Origin of the sequence: Pseudoalteromonas sp. B62 (assembly GCF_037162565.1) — a bacterium.
Classification (GTDB): Bacteria; Pseudomonadota; Gammaproteobacteria; order Enterobacterales; family Alteromonadaceae; genus Pseudoalteromonas; species Pseudoalteromonas fuliginea.
On the sequence record NZ_JARLVB010000001.1, the window covers coordinates 132999 to 158656 of the forward strand.

General features: G+C 38.1%; 17 protein-coding genes and 2 pseudogenes. 12 read left to right on the plus strand and 7 right to left on the minus strand.

Going from position 1 to position 25658, the window contains the following annotated elements:
* Positions 1 to 18: 18 nt before the first annotated feature.
* The 3 genes from P4S71_RS00435 (at position 19) to P4S71_RS00445 (ending at position 5516) form a co-directional block, all read left to right on the plus strand.
* Positions 19 to 822: a DUF1338 domain-containing protein gene (locus P4S71_RS00435; protein WP_337149826.1), complete on the plus strand. Its 804-nt coding sequence runs from the start codon at positions 19 to 21 to the stop codon at positions 820 to 822.
* Complete coding sequence (locus P4S71_RS00440) at positions 800 to 1744, plus strand: hypothetical protein (protein WP_337149827.1); 945 nt, start codon at positions 800 to 802, stop codon at positions 1742 to 1744. The genes P4S71_RS00435 and P4S71_RS00440 overlap by 23 nt, the downstream gene beginning before the upstream one ends.
* A gap of 820 nt (positions 1745 to 2564) precedes the next feature.
* On the plus strand, positions 2565 to 5516 hold the full coding sequence (locus P4S71_RS00445) for a TonB-dependent receptor (RefSeq protein WP_008137163.1): 2952 nt from the start codon (positions 2565 to 2567) through the stop codon (positions 5514 to 5516).
* Positions 5517 to 6043: 527 nt separating this feature from the next.
* Here the strand turns inward: P4S71_RS00445 and P4S71_RS00450 are convergent.
* Positions 6044 to 7323 (minus strand): annotated as a pseudogene (locus P4S71_RS00450) (flavohemoglobin expression-modulating QEGLA motif protein).
* A gap of 146 nt (positions 7324 to 7469) precedes the next feature.
* Here P4S71_RS00450 and P4S71_RS00455 point away from each other — a divergent pair.
* The 7 genes from P4S71_RS00455 to P4S71_RS00485 all read left to right on the plus strand — a co-directional run bounded on the left by P4S71_RS00455 (position 7470) and on the right by P4S71_RS00485 (position 14279).
* Entirely contained in the window at positions 7470 to 7727 is a 258-nt protein-coding gene (locus P4S71_RS00455) for a DUF3081 domain-containing protein (RefSeq protein ID WP_007376364.1), read from the plus strand.
* Complete coding sequence (locus tag P4S71_RS00460) at positions 7727 to 8032, plus strand: hypothetical protein (protein ID WP_149605466.1); 306 nt, start codon at positions 7727 to 7729, stop codon at positions 8030 to 8032. The genes P4S71_RS00455 and P4S71_RS00460 overlap by 1 nt, the downstream gene beginning before the upstream one ends.
* A 440-nt stretch (positions 8033 to 8472) precedes the next feature.
* Entirely contained in the window at positions 8473 to 9048 is a 576-nt protein-coding gene (gene betI, locus P4S71_RS00465; RefSeq protein WP_007376366.1) for a transcriptional regulator BetI, read from the plus strand.
* Between the two features lies 1 nt (position 9049).
* Entirely contained in the window at positions 9050 to 10513 is a 1464-nt protein-coding gene (gene betB / locus P4S71_RS00470) for a betaine-aldehyde dehydrogenase (protein ID WP_149615223.1), read from the plus strand.
* A gap of 11 nt (positions 10514 to 10524) precedes the next feature.
* Positions 10525 to 12192 carry a choline dehydrogenase gene (betA, locus tag P4S71_RS00475; protein WP_096794553.1) on the plus strand — a complete coding sequence of 556 codons (1668 nt, stop codon included), beginning with the start codon at positions 10525 to 10527 and terminating at the stop codon, positions 12190 to 12192.
* Positions 12193 to 12350: 158 nt separating this feature from the next.
* On the plus strand, positions 12351 to 13568 hold the full coding sequence (locus P4S71_RS00480) for a BCCT family transporter (RefSeq protein ID WP_033038804.1): 1218 nt from the start codon (positions 12351 to 12353) through the stop codon (positions 13566 to 13568).
* A gap of 9 nt (positions 13569 to 13577) precedes the next feature.
* The gene (locus P4S71_RS00485; RefSeq protein ID WP_007376370.1) at positions 13578 to 14279 is read left to right on the plus strand and encodes a TorF family putative porin; all 702 of its coding nucleotides are present in this window, start codon (positions 13578 to 13580) and stop codon (positions 14277 to 14279) included.
* A gap of 29 nt (positions 14280 to 14308) precedes the next feature.
* Here the strand turns inward: P4S71_RS00485 and P4S71_RS00490 are convergent, their stop codons facing one another.
* The 5 genes and pseudogenes from P4S71_RS00490 to fdxA form a co-directional block, all read right to left on the minus strand.
* Positions 14309 to 15484 carry a putative bifunctional diguanylate cyclase/phosphodiesterase gene (locus P4S71_RS00490; RefSeq protein ID WP_337149828.1) on the minus strand — a complete coding sequence of 392 codons (1176 nt, stop codon included), beginning with the start codon at positions 15482 to 15484 and terminating at the stop codon, positions 14309 to 14311.
* Positions 15466 to 16233, minus strand: coding sequence for a hypothetical protein (locus tag P4S71_RS00495; RefSeq protein WP_337149829.1), 768 nt, complete (start codon positions 16231 to 16233; stop codon positions 15466 to 15468). Before P4S71_RS00495 ends, P4S71_RS00490 begins: the two co-directional genes overlap by 19 nt.
* Before the next feature lie 398 nt (positions 16234 to 16631).
* Complete coding sequence (locus P4S71_RS00500; RefSeq protein WP_050484169.1) at positions 16632 to 17810, minus strand: IS4 family transposase; 1179 nt, start codon at positions 17808 to 17810, stop codon at positions 16632 to 16634.
* A gap of 335 nt (positions 17811 to 18145) precedes the next feature.
* Positions 18146 to 20388: pseudogene (locus tag P4S71_RS00505) on the minus strand (DUF5916 domain-containing protein).
* 147 nt (positions 20389 to 20535) lie between these two features.
* On the minus strand, positions 20536 to 20859 hold the full coding sequence (fdxA, locus tag P4S71_RS00510; RefSeq protein ID WP_024599924.1) for a ferredoxin FdxA: 324 nt from the start codon (positions 20857 to 20859) through the stop codon (positions 20536 to 20538).
* A gap of 194 nt (positions 20860 to 21053) precedes the next feature.
* Between fdxA and P4S71_RS00515 the strand changes: the two genes are divergently transcribed.
* Both P4S71_RS00515 and P4S71_RS00520 read left to right on the plus strand, forming a co-directional pair.
* Positions 21054 to 22661 carry an NAD(P)/FAD-dependent oxidoreductase gene (locus P4S71_RS00515; RefSeq protein WP_002958627.1) on the plus strand — a complete coding sequence of 536 codons (1608 nt, stop codon included), beginning with the start codon at positions 21054 to 21056 and terminating at the stop codon, positions 22659 to 22661.
* Positions 22662 to 22756: 95 nt separating this feature from the next.
* A complete protein-coding gene (locus P4S71_RS00520; RefSeq protein ID WP_096794550.1) occupies positions 22757 to 24256 on the plus strand; it encodes an amidase family protein in 1500 nt (499 codons plus the stop codon).
* Positions 24257 to 24287: 31 nt separating this feature from the next.
* Here the strand turns inward: P4S71_RS00520 and P4S71_RS00525 are convergent, their stop codons facing one another.
* The gene (locus tag P4S71_RS00525) at positions 24288 to 25592 is read right to left on the minus strand and encodes a DEAD/DEAH box helicase (protein ID WP_002958629.1); all 1305 of its coding nucleotides are present in this window, start codon (positions 25590 to 25592) and stop codon (positions 24288 to 24290) included.
* Positions 25593 to 25658 lie beyond the last annotated feature (66 nt).

Genomic DNA, 25658 nt, shown 5'->3' on the forward strand with positions numbered 1-25658 from the left:
TAGATTTAAGGACTTAACATGCATACTGATGTAAATACATTATTTGAGAACCTTTGGGAAAACTATTTAAACGTAACTCCATCGGCAGATAAAATTCATGACCTTTTAGGTTCAACGCAAAAAGATGACATCATTAACGATCATATTGCGCTGCGTACATTTAATATTGAAAAAGTGGGTCTTGAAAAGCTCGCCGCTCACTTTTTAGCAATTGGTTACAAAGAATGTGGTGAGTACCACTTTGAAACTAAAAAACTTTACGCAAAACACTATGAGCATAGCGATCCTAATCAGCCAAAAGTATTTATCTCTGAACTATTAGTAGAAAAATGCTCGCCAGAGTTACAAGCCATCGTAACCGATATGGTAAGTCAAATTGACGAAAGTGCAGTTACAGCAGACAACTTTTTATATTCAGGCACGCATTGGCAAGTAAGCACCGATACTTACAAACAACTGCTAGCTGAAAGCGAATATGCAGCGTGGATGTCGGCGTGGGGTTACCGTGCCAATCACTTTACCGTAAATATTAATACGCTTGCTAAGTTTGATAACATTCATGATGTTAACCAAGCCCTAAAAGACGCAGGTTTTTCGCTTAATACATCAGGCGGCGAGGTTAAAGGCTCTCCAGAGGTGTTACTAGAGCAATCGTCAACACTTGCTGATGAATACTCAGTTACCTTTAGTGACGGTGATATGAGCATCCCTAGCTGTTTTTATGAGTTTGCTATTCGTTACCCTAAAGCAGACGGTGAGCTTTATACTGGTTTTGTTGCAGCCTCTGCTGACAAAATATTTGAAAGCACCAACGCTCGATAATAAAATTCAAAATTTAGTACAAAAAAGCCCGAAAGGGCTTTTTATAAAGACAACACTGGAGATACTTGGTATTTTTAAAGAAAAAGGCATAAATATGAAGTTTTTTAAAATATGTATTCTTATCAGTTTATTAGTTACACCTTCTTTAATTTATGCGAACCCTTCCCTCACTATTTTATCTTATTCGTATTTTTCAGATGAAGATGCCGATTCAAGATCCGGCGAACAATACTATAATTTTTTTCAGCCAATTTTGAACACGTATTTTAATACCGTTTTAACGAGAACAAATCATGCTCGATTAATTAAACGTTTATCGACTAACGAGGCAGTTTGTAGCTTTAATTTAATAAAAACAAAAGCTCGAAACAAACAGCTTGTCTTTTCTCAAATTCCAACTTATATGCATCAGCAACGCAGATTATTCGGTTTCAAAAACACTTTAAAAGATTTACCTACAAAAGTTTCTATTTCAAAATTACTTAATAACAAACACACCTTTGCCATAGTTAGTTCAACAAGTTATCAACAATTAGATGTGATATTTTCGGATTATAGAACCCAAGTAGCAAAAATAACAGGCGTAAACAGCTTTGCTCAACTTAGCCAATTATTAATTCATAAACGTGTTGATATGATCATCGATTATGAAAACACTATGAAAATGAACTTAACAGATACGCAATTTTCTCAGCTAGAAAGTCGAGACATTAGTGAATACCCCGAGTTTATAAATGGGTACTTTGCTTGTAGTAAAACTTCAGAAGGAAAAAAAGCAATCGCCTTAATTGATAATTACATGAAAACACCTGCAGCCTATGATTTTTTAAAGCAGACTCACCATAATTCGACTTCGCCAGAGGTAGCAGAGCGGATGATGGCAATATATAAAACTACGTTTAATATAGCTCAACACAAATGAATATTAAGATTACCGATTAATTTTATTAATCGGTAAGCTCAACTAAATAAGTTAATGCTATTAATACGCTTAATTCAGGTGGTATTTCCCTGTGCCATACAGTGTAGATGCACTTCCGCTTGACGTGTTTTTTGCACTAATAAACTCAACAACTACCTAAACATCTGAAACAGTGAAAATTACTGCAGAACCTTATCGTTTCATTGTTATAAGCTGTGTGACAAGTATTATCATTAATAATGGGGCAGTCTGTTTGTAAAGGCAAAACACGGTACTACTTATACGGTAGTATTTACGGTTCATTTTGCGGTTTAATGTTTGATGAAGCGAACTCCCCACCCGACAGTACTAAACAATAAAACCAGTATTTTGATTCTGTATTTCCGTCCCTACTTGCGACAATATAAATGAAATTATCAGCCTATTCAGTTACCTAAATAGAACAACAGTGGTTTAATTATCAGCTGTATAATAGGCGCTTATAAAATTAGCTACGACAACCCACTACAACGTTTTAAACGTGCAGAAATCATCGCTTCAAATGAGCAAGCGAAAAGCAATGTTTTGACGGCTTAACACAGAATACTTGTGTAACTGCATTTTTTAGATAAATCACAGATAATTTTCATTCTATTAAATAGACTATTTTTATTATTTAGAGAGTTAGAATCGCCCCTTCCGTCATAAATCAGTACTTAACAACTAATTTAAAACAAATAAATGAAAGTTAAAGCTATTTACATTCTAAAAAATAGTGTTAATGTTTATGGTGATTTATTAATCAAAAGTAAGTCAAATAACAATGAATTAGGGAAAATTAATGAAAAAATTTAACAAGAAATTATTATCTATCGCTATTGCTGCCTCTATCAGTATTTCTAGCACTGCGTTTGCTGCTGATACTGGTGGACTGAAAATAAGAGTTACAGATAAACAAGGCAATCCAGTAGCTGGCGCAACCATTTCAGTGCAGTCACCAGAAAGTTTAGTTAGTAAAAAAGGAGTATCTGACTCTGCAGGTTATGTTTTACTTAGGGGCTTAGATCCATCAAGTAAATATGTGGTCGATATTACAGGAAATTCAATTCAACCATTCGAAGCAAAAAATGTTCGAGTAATTACAGACAAAAACTTAAATTTAAATTACTCAGTCGTTTCCAGTACTGATTCAATAGAGAAAATTGTTGTATCAGGCCGTTCTGTAACTGCAATTGATACTACATCATCGTCTACTGGTCTTGATGTTACTCTTGATATGACGGAATCGCTTCCTACTGGTCGAAGCTTTCAAAGCTATCTTCAACTAGTACCTGGTGTAAAACCTACTACCGATGGCAATCCATCGTCGAAGTCAGGTGTCAACTATTCTGATATTGGTGGTACTGTTGGAAGTTCAACAGACAACGTTTATTATATTGACGGTGTTAATGTAACAGATAATGTTGATGGTACAGCCGGTGGTAATATCAACTCAGAGATAATTCAAGAGCAGCAAGTCATTACTGGTGGTGTAGCAGCAAAGTATGCCGGTGGAGCTGGTCTTGTATCGCGTGTTGTTACAAAATCTGGTAGTAATGAGTTCCATGGCTCTATAAATTATTACTTTCAAAATGACAGCTTAGTCGCCGATTACGAAAATGAGTCAAAAGAAAATAATAATTTCTCAAATTATGACACTGCAATTACCCTAGGTGGGCCAATTATCAAAGATAAACTTTGGTTTTTCGCGTCTTATCAACTCAAAAATAGTGACAGCGACATCAGCGATCCTGACACTGGTGCATTCAGCCATTCAGTAACAGATGAGTCTGATCTTGGCTTTGGTAAGCTTACATGGCAAGCAACTGACAACGATCGACTCGTCTTTACTTACTTTAATGATCCGAGAGAAAAATCAGGTTCAACATCAACTACAACGGCATTTAATAGACAGTCAGGTACAAAACTTGGTGGCGACAACTATAAACTTGATTATTCACATTCGTGGGAAGATTTAATTATAAACGCCGGTTATATGAGTCATGAAGCTGAATATTCGTCTGTAGCATCAGATAAATCAACACGCAGTGATGTTGCCTTTTTAAGTGCATCGCCATCTAAAGCTCAAACCGATATCGGGGGTTTAGGTGCTGACACTCTGAGGGATCGAAATAAGAAAAGCGCATACATTAACTTTGAATATTATTTAGATACTGATTTTGGTGAACATACTATCGAAGCTGGTTACTCTGTTGAAACAAACGAAAATATTACAAACAGTGTTTACAATGGTAGTACTCAATATAATTCTATTGCGGCCGCTGATAGTGGCGTGTCATTTGAAACATACGCAATAGGCTCTTGGACTGGTGAGAAAGGTCTTGCAGCGGCTGATTACGTGCGTGTTGCAAAAGCTCTAAATGATAGTGGTAACTTACACGGTGCAGATACAAGTGGCGATGGTATAGTCGATGAAAATGAAGTTAAAGCTATCATATTTAGTAGCAGTGCAGGTAACCCTACCGGTGATATAAATGCTTATCAAATAGAACAAGTTCAGCAAGCAAAGTCTAAACTTGAAACTAAAGGTAAAATGATCTATCTACAAGACAGCGTAACATACGAAAACCTAACCGTTAACGCAGGTTTGCGTGCTGAAAAGTGGGATCATATAGCATCAACAGGCGAGACTATATTTACTTTTGATTGGGAAATAGCACCTCGCTTAAGCATTGTATACGATATTTTTGGTGATGGTGATTCTAAAGTTTGGGCGTTTGGTGGCAGATATTACGATCCACTTCGTACTGACATGACTTCTTTTGCGGGTAATTTAACCGGTTCTGTTTTAGAAGAACGCGTATATGTCAACGATGACTGGGTTACCTTTAGAACACGCGGTGGTGCAAAACAGCAAGATGCCTTTTTCTCACCGAGTACTAAAACACCTTATACGGATGAATACTTAATTGGTTATTCAACGAATCTGACCGAAAGTACTAATATATCCGTAACGTATACTAAGCGTACTACTAAAGATATTATGGAAGATTACGATTTAAGTATCTATTCCGAAGAAGGCTACTTAGCAGGAACGGACCTAGAACTTCCTCTTTCATATTTTGGTTATGATGAAAACCCAGGTTCTAACTATGTTATTGGTACTCTTGCTGGCGGTAAACGCGAGTATACAGGTATTGAAGTAACGTTTAAAAAACTTCGTACTGATAATTGGTTTATGCTTGCGTCATACACAAACAACGATGCAAAAGGTAATTCGAATTCAGATGGCAACGCTGATTTCCAAGGTGACTGGGAAATTTTAGATCCTCGTGCGCCAAATATGTATGGCAAACAGCCAGGTAATGTTGAGCATCAGTTTAAATTGTTAGGTACATATTATTTTGATAATAATATTGAGGTAGGTGGTGTATATAACTGGAATTCAGGTACTCGCTATAGTAAAACGCAATCAATTTCAGGACGGTACCTACCACTTCAAGTTGATACTGCCTATGACTTTGGCGGTTATACAACTAATTGGGTAGCTGATGGAAACGTAGGTAGCGAAGTAACACCATCTTATGGCACATTAGATATTCGTGTTAAATATACTCATGACTTTGATGGCTATAAAGCAGAGTTCTTTTTAGATGTATTTAATTTGCTTGATGATCAAGCAACAACGGTTGAACAGAGCTTAGAAAAAGGTGATGGTACATTTGCATTTGGTCAAGCAACCGACTGGGTTGAGCCTCGTCGTTTTTACTTAGGCGCTCGACTTTCATTCTAAGTTATTAATAACTGAATAATGAAATGAAAAAGCCCGGATATAAATATTTTATCCGGGCTTTTGTATTTTTATAAAAATGACCTAGAGTAATAACTTAAAATAAACGACTAGGGCATGTTGCTCTTTGGTGGTTGGTATGAAAGTAAGAGAAATGTTCGAGTTAGCATAAAGCCATCTGCAAAGGGATGGTTGAAATTAGCTGAAATGGTCGAATCTGTCGAATTGTTAATACCAATTCAACAGACAGACAAATTGTGTTCAAGAGACAAGGACGCAGGTAAGACGCGGAAGCTGTGCTCGGCTCTTACATGGAGTAAACCAATAGGGTAAAGCAGGAGCAGTTACCGAACCACGAGGTTAAAAACCTCGCGCCGCGATATGATTCTCCCTGATTTAACGAAATTCAATCGACAAAGTTCAACACGCCTTAGCCGTTAACATATAAACTAGCTTTGTCACGCCAAAAAGCTTATTAGACATCAACAGTTCTTAATTCTATTAAAGGACTTAATTTCAATAATTTATAATTATAAAAATAACGGCTTATAATCGTTTTCTAACTTTTCAAACGATAAGTCGCCAATAAAACGACCGAAGCTCAACCAAGTGGCCAAACCGCGTAAATCTTTAAAGTGTGGCGGCACAAATTGTGGGCTCTCTATCACACCTAAATCATGAAGCTGCGATATTAATCTAAAGTCATCTATCGATATTTTACCTACCAATAATAAAGGTAGCCTATCGATTCGACCAAGCTGGATTGCTACGCGTATTAAGTTATAAACCAGTACAAAGCCTTTAATGTAGGCAATATCTTTTGTAAACGGCAGACCTGTTGGCGTACTACCTCTAAATACACGCTGCGCAAGTGTGTAACTGTCATCTTTTGATAAACCTTGCGCTACGTAGTCACGGTAAATATCTACAAACTCAGCGCCATCTATTACCTTTGTAACGGCTTGAATACGATTCACTAATTTAGATAAACGCCTTGGGGTCGATTTTAATGTAATAATTTCGGTAAGTACCGCTAAACCTTCTTGGGTAATAGTCGAGCTTGGCGTACCTTTACTTAAACAGGTTAAATAAGGCTGAGCCAAACCATTTTGAGTTGTGCCTACGTGTATCCACCCTTCGTGAACTTCTAAAATATCAAGCTCACGCTGGGAAAAACTTACATCTTGATTTAGTTTTATATTATTTGCACCGGCGGCTGCATCACTGACAATCCCATCGCTAAGCATAACCTCTACGTTTATACCTGCCATGCTGGCATTTACTTGCTCAGACAAAATACGCACCGCATCAACAGCAGCAATATTTTTAGGGTCGTCAGGTAGTATGTCGGCTATGAGTAAATTTTGCAGCGGTTTATCTAGCATATTAGCTAGCTCAGAAAGTGAGGGCTCACCGGCATGAAATAAATCTTTAGGATGACCAAATAACTCTACCGATAAGTCATGGAACTCAGGTGTGCCACGATACTCAAGCATGCTTAATACTGTTTTATACTCTGTGCACATTTTTCCCATGTATTGAGCAATGGGATTTAACTGCCCCAATTGATTAATAATGTTACGGTGCAAAGTAGAAAACGCTTGGCGTAACTCGCTAGGTACAAAACCAAGATCGCGCTGTTGATAGTATGCACGATCGATCAGTGGATTTTTTGACATTTTTGTCTAAAAAACTCCTCTTTAGTTTGTTTATCCCAATTAATAGCATCGAGTATCCTAATAGGCGTTTGCAATGCAATTAATTGATCCGATAACTCACGAGTTTTTAGTAGTAACGCCTTGTCTATCATGGTGTAAGCTCAACAATAAATGAGTTTTGAGCATAATTTAAAAAGGCTAAATTACAAAGCAATATCACACTTTTTTAGCTATTGTTTTTAAGTTGATCGACCCTCATATCTGTATCGTATGAGTTACTAAATAAAAGGTATAAAGCATGAAAAACGAACTCGACAATAAACAGATTTTGGCCGTTTATGAACGTATAATTCAAAAAGGCGAAATGACTGATGAAGGTAAACATTATCAAGGGGTTACTGCTTATTCTGACGTAGACGGTTACACCGTATATTTACAAGGTAGCGGCGTAGAACTGCGCTTTGGTTTTCATAATACTTACCACCTTGACTACCAACATGAAAAGCATAAAGACGACTTTTTGAAAAAATTATATAACATTGCAAACGAGCGATAATGCACCCACGAAAACTAAGACACCGCCCTACCAGTAAGCTCAATACTACTTTTATTAACCAAGTAGTAGAAGAGCTTCAAGCTGATCCAAGCAAAATCTCAATTATTCAAAAAAACCTAGAACAGTACCGCTCTCAAACTCATTTAAAGCGTGGTTTTTTACTGGCTATAGAGCGTTTTGATTGGGTCTTTGAGGCAAGCAAAGATATAGACTTTATTTGCCAGCAAATTTTAGCTGATGACTACATTGGCAATAGACTAAGACGTTACCCCCTACTATTTAAAGGCGTTATTAATAACGCTTAATTGCAATAAAAATTTAAAATCAGAGCATCATGTTGTCCGAATCTAGTTTAAATATTAATTAATTTATAGGTCAACTATTTACACATGTGTTTATTAGAACACTAACTAATTGTAGGTTTAATACTCTTTTGCATTAAAATAACACTATTAGTACTCTAACTATTACGGTACTAACGATTTTATAATAATTTTCTTAATTTATTATAGTAACGAAATCATCACCATTTCAAAAACTCAAAAAACAAACTTAACCATTTGATTTTATTGAATACACATCCACTTTAAAATCATTGCATTTATTCTATTAATCACTAGATCATTAATGTTCTATCTACATTTTAATATCTCGGTGTTTACCTTAACCTTGAATTATTAGAGCTATTACCTTAAGCTTATCTTTATTGAACGTTCAATTAATAATAATTATGCCTAAAGTCGGAATGGAACCTGTTAGACGTCAGCAGCTAATTGACGCAACTATAGAGTCAGTTGCTACTAAGGGACTTCAAGGCACAACGATAAACAGCATTAGTAAAAATGCAGGTTTATCATCAGGTATCATTAGCCATTATTTTGGTGGAAAGCAGGGGTTAATTGAAGCCACGGTTAGATACTTACTAACAAGCTTAAAGCAAGGCTTAATAAGTAAAGTAAGTCATCAAACCACTGCCACTGAGCGTTTAATGTTTATTATCGAAGCCAACTTTGCGCTTGTACAACAGCGTAATGATACAACCCGAACGTGGTTGAGTTTTTGGGCGCAATCGATGCACGATGAAGAATTACACAGACTACAAAACGTAAACAGTAAACGCTTGCAAAGTAATTTAGCATTTTCTTTTAAGCAATTAATGCCTATTGAGCAAGCAAATCAAGCTGCAGAACTTAGCGCCGCGATGATCGATGGCCTATGGTTAAGAGCAGTACTGAGTAAATCAGACAATAATCAGTTTAAACACAGTGAAAAGTTAGCAAAAAGCTATGTACTTTCACTTATCAAGCAATATGGAGCCTAGCGTGACTACACCTGTCTATCAAAATTTTATTAACGGCCATTTTCTTGCAAATCAGAGCGGCAAAACATTTGATGTAACAAACCCAGCAACGGGTGAGGTTATTTACGCAGTAGAAATTGCCGACGAATTTATTCAAAACGCAGCCATTGCCAGTGCAAAGCAAGGTTTTGCACAGTGGTCAGCAATGACACCCATTGAACGTAGTCGTATTTTATTAAAAGCAGTGGCTATTTTACGCGATCGCAACGATGAGTTAGCACTCGTAGAAGTACTAGATACCGGTAAACCAATGCAAGAAGCAAATTGTGTTGATATTGAAACCGGCGCTGATGTAATTGAATACTTTGCAGGCCTTGCACCAGCACAAGTAGGCCAACAACAAATGGTTGGTGATGACTTTTATTACACACGTAAAGAGCCATTAGGTATCTGTGCGGGTATAGGTGCATGGAACTACCCACTACAAATTGCATGTTGGAAGTCGGGCCCTGCCCTTGCTGCTGGTAATGCATTTATATTCAAACCATCTGAAGAAACACCACTTGGCGCAATTAAACTTGCAGAAGTATTTGTTGAAGCTGGCGTACCTGCAGGTGTGTTTAATGTTGTTCAAGGCGCAGGCGATGTAGGCCAGTGGCTAACGCAGCATAGCGATATTGATAAAGTGTCGTTTACGGGTGAAGTAGGCACAGGTAAAAAAGTAGTGGCAAGTGCTGCCGGTACGTTAAAAGATGTCACGATGGAACTTGGTGGTAAATCTCCACTATTAGTATTTGATGATGCCAATATAGAGCAAGCGGTTAGCGCTGCTATGTTAGGTAACTTTTATACGCAAGGCGAAATTTGTACTAACTGTACACGTATTTACGTTCATAAAAATGTATATCAGCAGTTTATTGATGAGCTTAAAGCGCGCACTGAGAAAAACATTATTGCTGGCGACCCGCAAGATTTAAATACAAACTTTGGCGCACTTATCTCTAAAAAGCACCAAGAACTAGTAATGAGCTACGTTAATAAAGGTATTGAAGAAGGTGCAACGCTATTAACTGGTGGTACAACGCTTTCACCTGAGTCTGCACCTAATGGCTATTTTGTAGCACCGACTGTGTTCATTGATTGCAACGACGATATGACTATCGTTAAAGAAGAAATATTTGGCCCTGTAATGAGCGTGCTTGTTTTTGACGACGAAGACGATGTTATTGCACGCGCTAACGCAACTCACCTAGGCTTGGCCGCAGGCGTATTTACTAGCGATATTAAACGTGCGCACCGCGTTATTCATAAGTTACAAGCTGGTATTTGTTGGATTAATGCATACGGTAACTCACCTGCTGAAATGCCAGTTGGCGGTTATAAGCAATCGGGCATTGGCCGTGAAAATGGTATACAAACTCTTGATCAATACACGCAAACTAAGTCTATTTATGTTGGTATGGCCGACATAGAAAGCCCATTTTAAGGCGCCCTACTATGAGTAATCATTACGACTATATTATTGTTGGCGCGGGTTCGGCGGGTTGTGTTTTAGCAAACCGTTTATCTGAAGATTCAAGTAACCGCGTGTTACTACTAGAAACTGGCGGTAGCGATAAAAGTATTTTTATAAAAATGCCAACCGCGTTATCTATTCCTATGAATAGTGACAAATACGCATGGCAGTTTCATACGCAGCCTGAGCCTCATTTAGATAACCGTGAAATGCATTGTCCTCGAGGCAAAGTATTAGGCGGCTCGTCATCTATTAATGGCATGGTATATGTACGTGGCCACGCAAAAGATTTTGACGAATGGCAGCAACACGGTGCAAACGGTTGGGATTACCAATCGTGTTTACCGTATTTTCAAAAAGCAGAAAGCTTTTACCTTGGTGAAAATACTTACCGTGGTGGCAAAGGCCCGCTTGGCGTTAATAACGGCAACGAAATGAAAAACCCGCTTTACCGTACGTTTATAAAAGCAGGTGTACAAGCTGGTTACGCTTCTACAGATGATTATAATGCGTCGCAGCAAGAGGGTTTTGGCCCAATGCACATGACCGTAAAAGACGGCGTGCGAAGCTCTGCGTCTCGTGAGTATTTAGACCCTGTTAAATCGCGTAGTAATTTAACGATTATTACCGGTGCACTCGCACAACGCGTGATTTTAGATGGCAAAAAAGCCACAGGCATTGAATACAAAGTCAATGGCGACGTTAAAACCGCACATGCTGCAAAAGACGTTGTACTAAGTGCAGGGCCAATTGGCTCTCCACATATTTTACAACTCTCTGGTATTGGTGATACTCAAGCGCTTGAAAAAGCAGGCGTTGAAGTACAGCATCATCTACCAGGTGTTGGTCAAAACTTACAAGATCATCTTGAGTTTTACTTTCAATACAAGTGTAAGCAACCTATCACGCTTAACGGCAAGCTAGGCATTGTTTCAAAGGGGTTGATTGGCGCGCGCTGGTTATTAACGCGTTCGGGTTTAGGTGCAACGAATCATTTTGAATCGTGTGCGTTTATTCGCTCAAAACCAGGTGTTGAATGGCCAGATATTCAGTATCACTTTTTACCAGCGGCTATGCGCTACGATGGTAGAAGTGCATTTGCAGGTCATGGTTTTCAGGTACATGTTGGCCATAACAAGCCAAAAAGTCGTGGTAGTGTCACTATTGCCTCTGCGAACCCTGAGCAACCACCAACCATTTTATTTAATTACCTTGAACACCAAGACGATATTGAAGGCTTTAGAGCGTGCGTTCGCCTAACACGCGACATAATCGAGCAAAGTGCCTTTGATGAATACCGCGATGAAGAAATTCAACCAGGTAAGCATATCCAAACAGATGAAGAAATAGATGCCTTTGTACGCCAAGCCGTAGAAAGTGCCTACCACCCTTCTTGCTCATGCAAAATGGGTGAAGATGATATGGCCGTTGTTAATTCAAATACGCAAGTACATGGCATTGAAGGACTACGTGTTGTTGACTCTTCTATATTCCCAACAGTTCCTAACGGAAACTTGAATGCGCCTACTATTATGGTTGCCGAAAAAGCAGCTGACATAATTTTGGGTAAAAACCCATTACAGAAATCGGATGTGAATGTTGCCATAACAACAAACTGGCAAGAAACACAACGTAGTTCAAAGATCTAACTTTAGCCACATGCTCAGGTTTAGCCTCGTCGGGCTAAACCTGAGCGTGCCTTGCAGTGGCACACGATGTAAATAGGTTACGTTGTGTTAATGCGAGAATAAAACAATAAAATACGGAGTGCTTATGAATTATTTTTATTCATTATTGGAGGGTAACAATGACTATTTGGCTTAATGCAGGCATCATTTTTACTTTACTCGCAGTTGTTATTATCTTACTTAAATGGGGTAATGTACGTGTAGTAGGTGTAACACCGGTAAAAACCTTTACGTTTATAGCGATACTATTTACATCAGGCCTTGATGTTGGCCTTATTATGTTTCCTTTAACTGAGTTTGCAGGTTATGCAGACATAAAAGCAAGCCCAGAATACGCGTTTGCAAATCCACTGGCTATTGAATTTGGCTATTGGGGATTCTTGATCTGGGGATTTTACTTTCTTACGTGCTTTTATTTCTGTGTAATAGAACCTAAAGTTAAATTTTTCGAAATTCCTTGGGTCAAATTTATCAATAATGTTGTAATTATTGGCACATGTGCATTTACCGCTTATTTACTACTTACAAATTTACCTTGGTACTTACCCGAATTAGGTGACGGTACAAGTGTAGTTAGCGAGTTTTATTTAATTGTATTTGCTGCGATTTGTTTTGCAGTGTACTCAAGCACCGACATTAAATATGTGCGTATTTTAAGTATTGCGACTACGTGGTTATTCTTAGCGTTAATAGGTTTCATGTGGGTTGGCGCGTTTGTTATTGGTGATAGTGAAATGTCTGCGTTTACTAATAACTTGGGCTCAATTGGCACTTACTTTGCCAACATTAACGAATTTGTTTTACCGTTGAATGATTACCATGAGTTTTACTTATTTTGGTGGTTTGCGTGGAGCATAATGATTGGTCAATTTACATCACGCTTTGTTGGTGGACTTAAAACATACCAAGTATTAGGTGCGATGTTGATATTCCCTTCTATTCCTATTGCGATATGGTTTAGCGTACTTTATCACTACCATGAAGCAGGGATCCCAACTCAAGGTATTAAAAACTTTGCTATGGTATTTGTAGGTATTGTATTTGTAATCAACTCACTCGACTCGTTAGTGCGTTTATATACAGATAACCTAAACCTTACTGTTAAACGTTTTGGTAAAATGAAATATATACTTGGGAATGTTGTCGCTCTGTCTCTATTAACACTATTATTTAAACTAGAGTTTTTACAAATTCAGTGGGTAGGCGCATTAGTTATTGGACTATTCTTTCTGTGTGCTGCTTTTATTGGATACAGTAAATTTAAAACAGTCAAAAATATAGACAGCTCACCAAAAGCAAACAAGATTGATTACACAAAAATAGACACAGTACACTAGGGATAAACAATGAATAACAAACTAAAACAACTTGTAGTAGCACTACCATTTGCACTTTTATCAACAACGGCAGCTGCTGATTGGTCAACAACAATCACGGCAGCGTCTGACTACACATTTAATGGTGTAACACAGACAGATAACGACCCTGCAATTCAAGGCAGCTTAGATTATGCTTTTGATAGCGGTGTATACGCCGGTGTTTGGGCATCAAATGTAGATTTTGGTGATGACACTGATTTTGAACTTGATGCTTATGTAGGCAAGTATGTGCAGCTTGATGAGCAGTTTAGCGTTGACTACGGTATTGCTTATTACACTTATCAAGGTAATAACAGCGATGGTAACTACGCTGAAGCTTACACTAAGTTTGGCTATGCGAGTGAATACGGCCAAACTGAGCTTAACTTTTGGTATAGCTGGGATTACTTTGGTCAAGGTGGAGGTCATGTAATCTCAATGGTTGCACACACCTATGAGCTGGCTCCAAATCATGCACTACGTGCAAGTTTTGATATATCAAACTCACTTGATGGCCAAAAATGGGCGTGGGACGTTAACGAGAAAAAATCATACAACCATTACCGTTTAGCATATCAAACTAGTTATGAAGGGTTTGGTATTGAAGTGGCGGCTGAAAATACGAGCCTTGACTACGATTACGCAGATGAGCGTATCGTACTTGCCATATCACGTACTTTTGATTTGTAAGTAAAACACATCAATAATTAAAAGGCTTCTTATGAAGCCTTTTTTATACTCTCAAGATAAGCGCATAAAGAACTCGCATCTAACGGTTTAGAAAAATAATAACCTTGTAAATGCGAAACGCCTAAACTGTATAACTTTTCGCTCTGATCAATTGTCTCAACACCTTCAGCAACCACATCAAAGCTAAGTGAACTGGCCATTTGTACCACTGCATTTACTATACTCAGACCTTTTTTATCGACATCTTGAATAAACGTTTTATCTATTTTTACGATATCCACACCAATATCTAACATACTTGATAAGGATGAATAGCCAGTACCAAAGTCATCTATCGATATCCTAGCCCCTAACTCTTGCAAAGATTTAACCGTTGATAAAAATGTACTTTTATCCTTAGCAAATACTGACTCAGTGATTTCTATATGTAACTTATCAGCTGGAAAGCTAAGTTTTCTTAAAATATCAGCAACTTCAACAACAAATTTTTGCCCTTGAAGCTGCATAACAGAGACATTAACACTAATTGATAAATCGGGAATGATTCTTTGAAACTCGAGCCCTTGAATACACGCGTTTTTTAAAACCCAGAGTCCAATTTCACTAATCATCCCATATTGCTCTGCAATAGGAATAAACTCATCCGGTAGAACCGGTTCACCATCCATTTGCCAACGTAAAAGTGCTTCAACTGAACTGGGGAAATTTGTATTCGAATCTATAATAGGTTGAAAAACAAGCGATAAACTTCCGTCTTGTACCGCAAAAGAAAGCCTGTCATTTAAGCGTCTTATACGCTCAAGTTGCATACGCAAATTATCATCAAAATAACTAATTTTTCCTCTATTAATACGCTTTTGATGATACATCGCCATATCTGCGTTTAGTATTAATTCGTCCAAATCACTGCCATGTTCAGGATAAAATGCAATACCTATCGTTGCACCTATTCCCGCTTTGTAATGGCTATTCGAGTGTACTTGTGTAATGGCACTAATGATTTTATTTGCAAAATCATTAGTTTTATCCTTACAGTTATAATCAGTAAGTAACAAAAACTCGTCACCTCCCCACCGACATTTATACTCATTTTGGCTACACACTGCTGAAATTCTCTGGGCAGTTTTTGTTAAAATCTGATCGCCAACCTCATGCCCCATAGTATCGTTAATATGTTTAAAGCCATCTAAGTCAATAAATAACAACGCAAATGATTCATTAGGGTATCGCGATAGCCTTTTTTTGACTCTTTTAAAAAAGCGTTTCTATTCAATAATTGAGTAAGGGAATCGCTATTTGATAGATGATAAATTTCTTGTGTTCGTAATTCGACACGCTGCTCCATCAGTTCTAATAGTTCAATATTTTGATTTTTTAAATGGATGGCATTTTGCGTAAAGTTTGCAGCCTTGTGTAAAGCAATAAGCGTAACAAACCCAAAGCCTATACCTAATACTCCTAATACATTTTGATAATGTTCTTCAGATAGGGTCAGTAGCACTGAATATGGTATCAATAACAAAAATGCGTAAATAAAACATGTTGGTCGATGCGCTGAAAGAATATTTGCAGAGCCACCACCTAGTGCAGAAAAAATGAGGATTATACTTGTAAGCTCTAGGACGCTGAAAGATGAATGGAAATACAATCCATAACAGCACCAAATCAACGCAGTGAGGGTTACACTTAAAGAGAATCTATATAAATCAACATAACTCGCTGCTTTACTGCTTCGTTTAAAATAGTAAACATCTATGAAACGGATCCCTAAAACAACAACCATGATAAACCACCAAATAAGCTTATCGGTAACTGAAGTAAAAGACTTATCACTAAAACCAAAAACTATGCCCGTACTAGCAATAAAAGATATAAACAATCCAGAGTAGGCATTTAAATAAAGGATCCGCACACTATCATTTAATTCTTTTTCTATTAGAGGGCTCACATGCATTAAAGATATGCCTTTGTTTAATATTATCAACTTTTTATACTACTAAACGTAAGCTTTAAATTCGATATTGTCCAATATAAGGTGTCTTTTGATGTGTTTATTTTCAGTGCTATAGAAGGTAAAAACGATAGATATGAGCGTTGTTCTTCACAAAGCGAAGACCCTATGTACTTGCTATGTTGAATTAATTTTATTGAGGAAGTAGTTCAGCAAACACTACCTTTACTGAAAATTTAAATCTGCTAGGGGCTGTTTATCTTTCGAGGTTAAATTTGCAGCAGTCTGTTTGGTATTTAGGCAAGGCAGAGTCTATGTAGTGTGGTTATTTCCCATAAATAGGCGATAACGTGGAATAAATGCCAAACATGCGCTGCCCGAAGGGCTGAGGGATCCCCACTTTATCCAGCGGCCTCTTTTTGATAATTAGAAATAAAGTTTTTTAAACTTTTTTCTATATAGCTTTGTGTAATACGTCTCTTACATAGCTTTATGACTTGCTTGGCTAAGGTTAAAAATGAAAGAACTCGGCGATTCTTAACACTATTTGCTTGAAATTTTATATGCCACTTTCTTTTTTCTGCTTCACACCCTATAAACCATAACGCAGTGCTCGCTATTGTGGCTATCAAGCATAATATTCCTATTCTATTTATGCCGGTGCTTTTACTAAAACGCCACGAAAAACCATATCTCAAACTTTTGTCATCGCGGAAATTTTGCTCTATTTGCATTCTTTTACTATATAAACCAACTACTCGCTTACTCGTCATTGTATTGTCTGATGTCGCGAGTAACCATGGCTCTTTCGCTAAGTTTTGATACATTTTTGTATCTTTCGTAAATCTGCTTTTTCCTTTTCTTCCTTTATTTTTTCCATGATATACGTGTAAAAATGCATCGCATGCTGTCGGGCTGGACTGAGTTAGTCTTGCTTGACCTAACGCCTTTGGTATATCGCTGGCACCAGCCCTAAGTTGTTTTAATGTATGCCATTGTGATTGCATGGCTAGTTTACACTTCATTGAGCCTCTTAATCGACCTATCATATGCCAACCAAGTTCGCGTACTTTACTATACCAAGGCGTAAGAAAGCCGCCGTCTGTTACAATATAGACACTAGGATGTCGTCCAAGCACTTCATAAAGTTCATCTAAAAACAGGCTGTTGGTTGCTGGGCTATCAAAATTCTTCTGCTCAACAATCATGTTATAAATCACGATAGAGCGCCCATCCACAAGTAAGCTTGCTCGCAGTAAGTGATAGTCGTGACCACAGGCACCGCTCCAGTCAACGGCAATTGCAAGCATTGGTAAAGAGTCGATAATAGGATGAGCTAATGCTTTATAGATAGCGACCCTTTCATTGTAGAGGTGAGTATTTTTTAAGAAGCGATCAACGCGTTTTATTTTATGTTTTACATCCACAGCGCCAGACAAATTTCTGCCGATTTCAGTTAAGGTAAGTTTATTACCCGAAATTAATGCATTACTGCAGCTTAGTAATGTTTTTACTCTGGCATTATTGAATGGCGCTAATGCATGTTTAAAGTACTTATGGCAAACTGATGTGTCAGGCATAGCAGTTGTGACTTATGTGGGTTGTGGTGATTTACATAAGATCATAAATTGCTGTGCCTGTCACGTTTTGGGGATTCGTCAGCCCGAAGGGTTCTGCCTAGGGGCAATTTACTCTTTGTTGCTTGGTTTTAACTTAGCCCGCTAGGTTACAAACCTCACGCCGCGATTAAATCGCCCCTAGATTGAACAAACTTTAATCCTGAAAGGTCAACAGGCCCTAGTAAAAGAAATTTACTATTAAACTCGAAACTATACATATGATTATTGTAATTAAATAAAATTGTAACAGTCTTTCGAGGTGACTAATAAGCATTAATCACCTCGTTTTAGCTACTTTAAAGTTGCCATGCATAGCTAACTTTTGTAAAAAACGTACGCTGATCTCGTTCAATATTTTTGAGTGAATCGTCTTGGTACCCTCTATCTGAATACCCTAAATAAAATAATGTTTGTGCGTTAATTTTATATGAGTAAACAAGCTGGCTACCATAATCCTTATTAGTTTGACTAACCTGATAAAAGTAAGCTTTTTCGTTACGATCTATATCTTCAAATTGTAAAATTAACTTAAGTATTGAACGCATACTGAATTTATAATGAAGCCTAAAATCAACCAAGTTCGCTGTGAATACACGATCCCCTTGTGGGTTGTCTAATTGGCTGTAATTATGTTTCACATCAAGCTGCCAGTGGTCGTTAATATCCCATATTACTTGAGTTTGGGTATCAAACACATCGCCAATCTGCTCATTCGCATAATCAATTCGGCTAGCGTATTCAAGATATAACGAAAGCTTTAAATCTTTAGTAGGTTTGAATCCAGTGTAAATATATCCAATATTTTGATTATAAAAATTATCGTTATAATTTTCATAACGGTGCACTAAACCAATTTCAAAAATGGATTGTTTTTGACCTTTGAAGCTTAAAAAACCTTCGTATTCTTCTTCAAGTAAGTCGCCGTTTTGCGCCCACGTTTTATCCCAGTCAGCTTCATATGACCATGAAGTAAGTAAATCTGACTCATCTCTGTACCATGTTTGTCCGCCACCTAAGCCTACTTTTTCATAATCGACTTTAGCTTGATAACCTAAATCAGTGCGGTAATCCTGCCCAATATTTTCATAAGAGGCGAACAATTTGTAATCACGTTTATCACGGGTAAGTTCCAGGGCATATGCTTCATCTGACTGAGTTTCAGATAAGTTATAGTTTTCAATTAAAAACGCCGAGTTGCGAGTATCAGCCGTCGATACTTGATACAAAAGAGTATCCGATTGATTAAACCAATAACTACCATCAACTGACAATACTGTATTATGGTAGCTATCACTTTCTCTATGTGTGCTTGAAAGTCCAATAGTACCTTGCTGACCAATATCATATTGATAACGCCCAGCCACCGCATTCGTTTTTTCGTTTAAGCTTGCAAAGCCAGAGCCCTGATTCGTTGGCAGTAAAATATTACTGTTGTCGTCGTCAGCCAGCATTAAAGCATAACTATGATTGCCTGTTTTACCCGTTAATTTTGCGCCTAAATTAGGCTCTGCAATTGTACGCGTGTATAAAAGTTCAAATAAGCTGCTTTTAAAGTAAGAAGCACCATCTAAAAAGAAAGGACGCTTTTCAGCGTAATAAATAGAGAAGGTTGTGTTTACATCAAGTTCTAAAGAGTCTGTTTCTACTTGCGAGAAATCAGGGTTAATTGTTGCGTTTAAAACAGCGTCTTTTGTTAAACCCCAGCGTAAATCTAAGCCCACTTCAGTGTCTATATCGCCATTATTCCAATCACCCGGTAATTCAGGTTTGTTATCGTTACGAAGTGCCGTCAAGGTAGGTGTTAATTGAATATTTTTACTTGATTCAATGTCACTAAAGCCAACTAACTTATCAAACTGACAAAGGCTGCATTTCACATTTCTGTCAAAGCCCATGTTTGATAGCTGATATAATACATCTCGTTGATAGTTTCTCATTACAGAAAAACCCCACGTTAGCTCATTTTTATTTTCAGGAAAACGCAGTGCTTTAAAAGGAATACGCATTTCAACAACATAACCTTTCTCGTTAATTTGTCCTGCGCTATCCCAAATAGCATTCCATGAAGTATCAGAGCTCCACCCATCGGTATCGGTCATTCGTATATCGCCTTGCGCGCCCAGCGGGTTCACATGGAATTCATAGCCACTGCGTTCATCATTAAATGTATCAATAACTAGAATAACTACGTCGTCTTCCCAGAGCGTATCACGATCACGAAGTGATGCACGAATTTGCGTAGGGTCTGGGTCTTGTGCAACATAGGCAACATATAAGTTTGTGCCATCTTCATAGATAAAGGCATCAGTTTTTACAGGAGGAGTGCCTTTTTCATTAGGCTCGTCTTGGTAGAGTAAGGAAACACGTGTCGCATCTTTCCAATGCGCTTCATCCATAACACCATCAACGGTGATATTTGAAGCAATGCGGGATAAGGATACTTGCTGTCTTTCAGCGGCTACATCTAGGCTGGATAGTAATAAAGAAAAACTTGAAAGTATAAAAATAATTTTTTTATTATGGTTATAAAGAGTTGCATAAACATCCATTTAAATTTGCTTTACTCGTTGTGAGTAATTTATAGGATGAATTGTAATTTAAGCGAGTACATTTGTTAATACCTTGCAAAGATTATTACGCTAAATATTAACGAATTAATAATAAAGGACTAATTTTAAAATGATAATTAAGTTTCGAGTAACTTAAGTTTGTTGTCTATACCATTCCATACATCAGCGTCCTCTGGTGCAGGTTTAACCTCTGTAATGCGCGGCCAGACCAGTGCAAGTTCAGCATTTAATTCAGTAAACTCTTTTTGAGACTCTGGTAGCTCATCTTCTTGGTATATCGCATCAGCTGAACACTCAGGGACACATAAGCCACAATCAATACAATCAATCGGGCTAATTGCTAAAAAATTAGGGCCTTCAAAAAATGCATCTGCTGGGCACACTGATACGCAATCGGTGTACTTACATTTTATACAATTTTCGGTGACAACAAACGCCATACTATTTTAATACCTAAGATTTTGAACAACAGTTGTGGATCATACCCATCCACCCCAAAAATACAATAAATAAGTGCCATATCAGGCTATTTTAACGTAAAATGCGCGCCTAATGTTTGCACACTCGTTGTGCCCTGCATCCCCTTATTGTGAGCGGTAATAATACCCCGCTATGACACCTAAAAGAGATATAAATGATACGTTTAACCGAAATAAAGCTGCCACTTGATCATGACGAAGACGCAATTGGTCAAGCAATTGTAAATAAACTAAAAATCCAACCTGAACAATTGCACAGTTTTAATGTGTTTAAACGTGGTTATGATGCACGTAAAAAATCAGCTATTTTACTTATTTATACACTCGATATAGAAGTTGATAACGAAGCCGAGCTACTCGCAGCATTTGAAAAAGACCAGCATGTAAAAGTAGCACCAGACACAAGTTATAAATTTGTAGCCCAAGCTAACAATAATATCAAAGAGCGCCCTGTCGTGATTGGTTTTGGTCCTTGTGGTTTATTTGCGGGCTTATTACTTGCTCAAATGGGCTTTAAACCCATTATATTAGAGCGCGGTAAAGAAGTACGTGAACGTACAAAAGACACGTTTGGCTTTTGGCGTAAACGCACACTTAATACAGAATCAAATGTACAATTTGGTGAAGGTGGCGCAGGTACATTCTCAGACGGTAAGTTATACAGCCAAGTAAAAGATCCAAAGCATTATGGCCGAAAAGTCATTACTGAATTTGTAGAAGCAGGCGCACCCGATGAAATTTTATACGTAAGTAAGCCACACATTGGTACGTTTAAACTTGTCACCATGATTGAAAAAATGCGCGCTCGTATAATAGAGCTTGGCGGCGAAATTCGCTTTAGCACACGTGTTGACGATATTCATTTAGACGACGGGCAAGTAACAGGTTTAACGCTTTCAAATGGCGAGCAGCTAAACACTCGCCATGTTGTATTAGCCGTTGGCCACAGCGCACGTGACACGTTTGATATGATCCACAAAAAAGGGATTTATGTTGAAGCAAAGCCATTTTCAGTCGGTTTTAGAATCGAACATAAACAATCAATGATCGATGAATGTCGTTTTGGCACAAATGCAGGAAACCCAATTTTAGGCTCTGCCGATTATAAACTTGTGCATCATTGCGACAATGGCCGCACGGTTTACAGCTTTTGTATGTGCCCAGGTGGCACAGTAGTCGCGGCAACCTCTGAAGAAGGCCGTGTTGTTACCAATGGTATGAGTCAATATTCACGAAGTGAGCGCAACGCTAACAGCGCTATTGTGGTAGGTATATCACCAGAGCAAGATTTCCCTGGTAATCCACTTGCTGGAATAGACTTACAACGCAAACTTGAAGAGCAAGCGTATGAGCTTGGTGGTAGCAACTACGATGCACCAGCGCAGTTAATTGGAGATTTCTTAAAAGGTAAATCATCTGCAGATTTAGGAGAAGTACAACCCTCTTACACACCTGGTATTAAGTTAACTGACTTGAGTAAAGTGTTACCACAATTTGCAATTGATGCCCTTCGCGAAGCGATACCAGCGTTTAATAAACAAATTCGTGGTTTTTCAACTAACGACGGTTTATTAACCGGTGTGGAAACACGTACTTCGTCGCCTATTAGTATTAAGCGTGATAAAACATTCCAAAGTATTAACACCAAAGGGCTTTACCCTGCAGGTGAAGGCGCAGGTTACGCTGGCGGTATTTTATCAGCGGGTATTGATGGTATTAAAGCAGCTGAAGCAGTCGCACTGTCTATGTTAGAAAACGCTTAAACCTCTTTTTTAAGCTGTTTATCGAAAAGCCTCACTTTGTGAGGTTTTTTTGTGCTAAATGTATAGAAAATAATAACACCTCAAGCACCTCAACAATGATCAAAACATTTACCTTTTCGTTGCTTATTGTATTAGCAATTTTTAACGCTAAAGCACAAGAGCTAAAAACCATCGATGAAATCCACACTGCATATAAAAATAATTCTATTAATGCACAGCAACTCACCCAAAGTTATATAGAGCGAATTAATAAACTTAACCCACAATACAATGCAGTTATTAGTATTGAACCTACAGCTATTGCTCAAGCTAAAACGTTAGATGAACTTGCCGCCAAAGGCTCTTGGGCAGGTCCATTACACGGAATACCTGTACTTCTTAAAGATAATATAGAAACGAAAGGCACACTTCCCACAACGGCTGGCTCTTTAGCACTTAAAAATAACGTTACTAATAATGATGCTTTTGTTGTTAAACAACTACGTAATGCGGGCGCTATAATTTTAGGCAAAGCTAATTTAAGTGAATGGGCAAATTTTCGTTCATCCTATTCATCGTCAGGCTGGAGTGCCGTAGGTGGGCAAACACATAATGCGCACGATGTAACACGTAATCCATGTGGTTCTAGTGCAGGCTCTGCTGTGGCAATCGCACTTAACTTTGCGCCTATAGCATTAGGGACTGAAACAGACGGTTCAATTACGTGCCCTGCCTCAGTAAATGGAGTTTATGCAATAAAACCGAGTATGGGCCAAGTATCACGCTCAGGTGTAGTGCCTCTTTCTAGCAGTCAAGATTCAGTAGGGCCGATGGCGCATTCACTTAAAGATGCACTGCTGGTTTTGTCGGTTTTGCAAGGTGAGGACCCCCTTGATGCAACAACTACAGGGTTTGAATTAAAAGCAGGTAATCTAAAATCAAAATCGTCACTTATTATCGGTGCGCTACCTAGCGATAAATTTACAATTGAAACGCAGCGCCTTTATGCCAAGCAGTTACAAGCATTAAAACAGGCTGGGCACACTGTTATTAATGTAGTTATTACTGATAACTTAGATACGCTATTTGTTGATGAATACTATATTTTACTTTACGACTTTAAAGCCGAAATTAATCACTACCTCGCAAGCACTCCCGCACAAGTAGCTGTTAAAAGCCTAAAAGCACTTATTAATTTTAATATTCAAAATAAAAATACAGAAATGCCCCACTTTGAGCAAGATATCCTAGTTCAATCGCAGGCTATTGATTTAACAAACAAACAAAAATACCAAGAGACTAAAGAACGCTATCGCACTTTAGCAACGACAGCCATTGTTAATGTATATAAAAACAACAAGCTTGATATTGTTATAGCGCCTACAGTATCACCCGCCTGGAAAACAGACTTAGTTAATGGTGATAATTTTAATGGCAGTAGTAGTTCGTTATCTGCTATTGCAGGAACAACGCACATAACCCTACCTGTCGGAAAAGTAAGTGGTTTACCGGTTGGTTTGTCCATAATAGCAAATAAAGAGGACGAGCAAGCGGCTTATGTATACGCAAATATTATTGATGAGGTGTTATCACTAGGCACAAAAAAACCTGAGTAAACTCAGGTTTTTTTAAACTAAACGGCGTTAACTATGACTTTTTAAGTGACAGTTTTTCGCCTTTTAAGCTTTTACGAACGCTTGAAATACGTGAGCGATTTACTGCTCGCGCTTCACCGGTTGCTTGTCCTGATAACTTGTTAGAACGTGTACGGCGTAAATGCGCTGGTTTTTTACCAATTTTATCAATGAGTACTTCACGGTTACTTACTTCGTAACCTTCTAAATATACACGTTTGATTTTTTGACCGATTAACGTTTCAATTTCAAACAAAGTGTTTTCTTCTTCGCGGCTAACAAATGAAATTGCTTGACCTTGGCGACCAGCACGACCTGTACGGCCAATACGGTGAACGTAATCTTCTGCAAGCCATGGTAAATCAATATTAATTACACGAGGTAAACCATCAATATCAATACCGCGAGCAGCCACTTCTGTAGCCACTAATACGCGCACTTTACCTTCTTTAAATTCACGAAGTGCACGACGACGGTTACCTTGAGATTTGTCACCGTGGCAAACGCCCGCCGGAATACCATCAAGGTTAAGCTCTTTTACAAGCTCGTCAGCCGTTTCTTTCATGTTTACAAATACAAGCACTTGTTGCCAGTTTTTCTTACCAATCAATTCAGAAAGTAGCTCTTGCTTACGACGTTCTTCAACAGGGTAAACAACATGCTCAACAGTGCTTGCTGTACTGTTAGTTTGATCAACACGTACTATTTCAGCTTGTTTTAATACCTTAGATGCAAACTGTTTAATTGCTGCAGGGAATGTAGCTGAGAAAAGTAAAATCTGGCGCTCTTCTGCACAGCTTTTAATAACGTTTTGCATATCTTCAATAAAGCCCATATCAAGCATACGGTCAGCTTCATCAAGAACAAGGTGCTTAACACTTGCAAGGCTTAAGTTACCTAAACGAATATGATCAAATAAACGACCTGGTGTAGCAACAACAATATCCACACCTTCTTTTAAAGCGTTTGCTTGGCCGGCGGTACTAACACCACCAAATAAACTAACGACTTTAAGCGAAGTATGCTTTGCAAAATCTCTGAAGTTATTTGCAATTTGTTCTGCAAGTTCACGCGTTGGCGCAAGTACTAATGCATGAGGTGCATTCGTTGTGCTGAGTTCAGACTCAACCAATTTTTGGATGATAGGTAAAGCAAACGCGGCAGTTTTGCCGGTACCAGTTTGTGCACTGGCTAAAACGTCTTTACCTTTACGAACAGCAGGAATAGCTGCGCGCTGAATGGGCGTAAGAGTGTGATAGTTAAGTTCGTCCAACGCCTGGATGATTTCAGGAGCGAAACTAAAAGATTTAAAATTCATGCTGTATAACCTACGGCCACATTATCAAGGGTCGCAAATTATACAGCAAAAACGAGTCAACAGTTA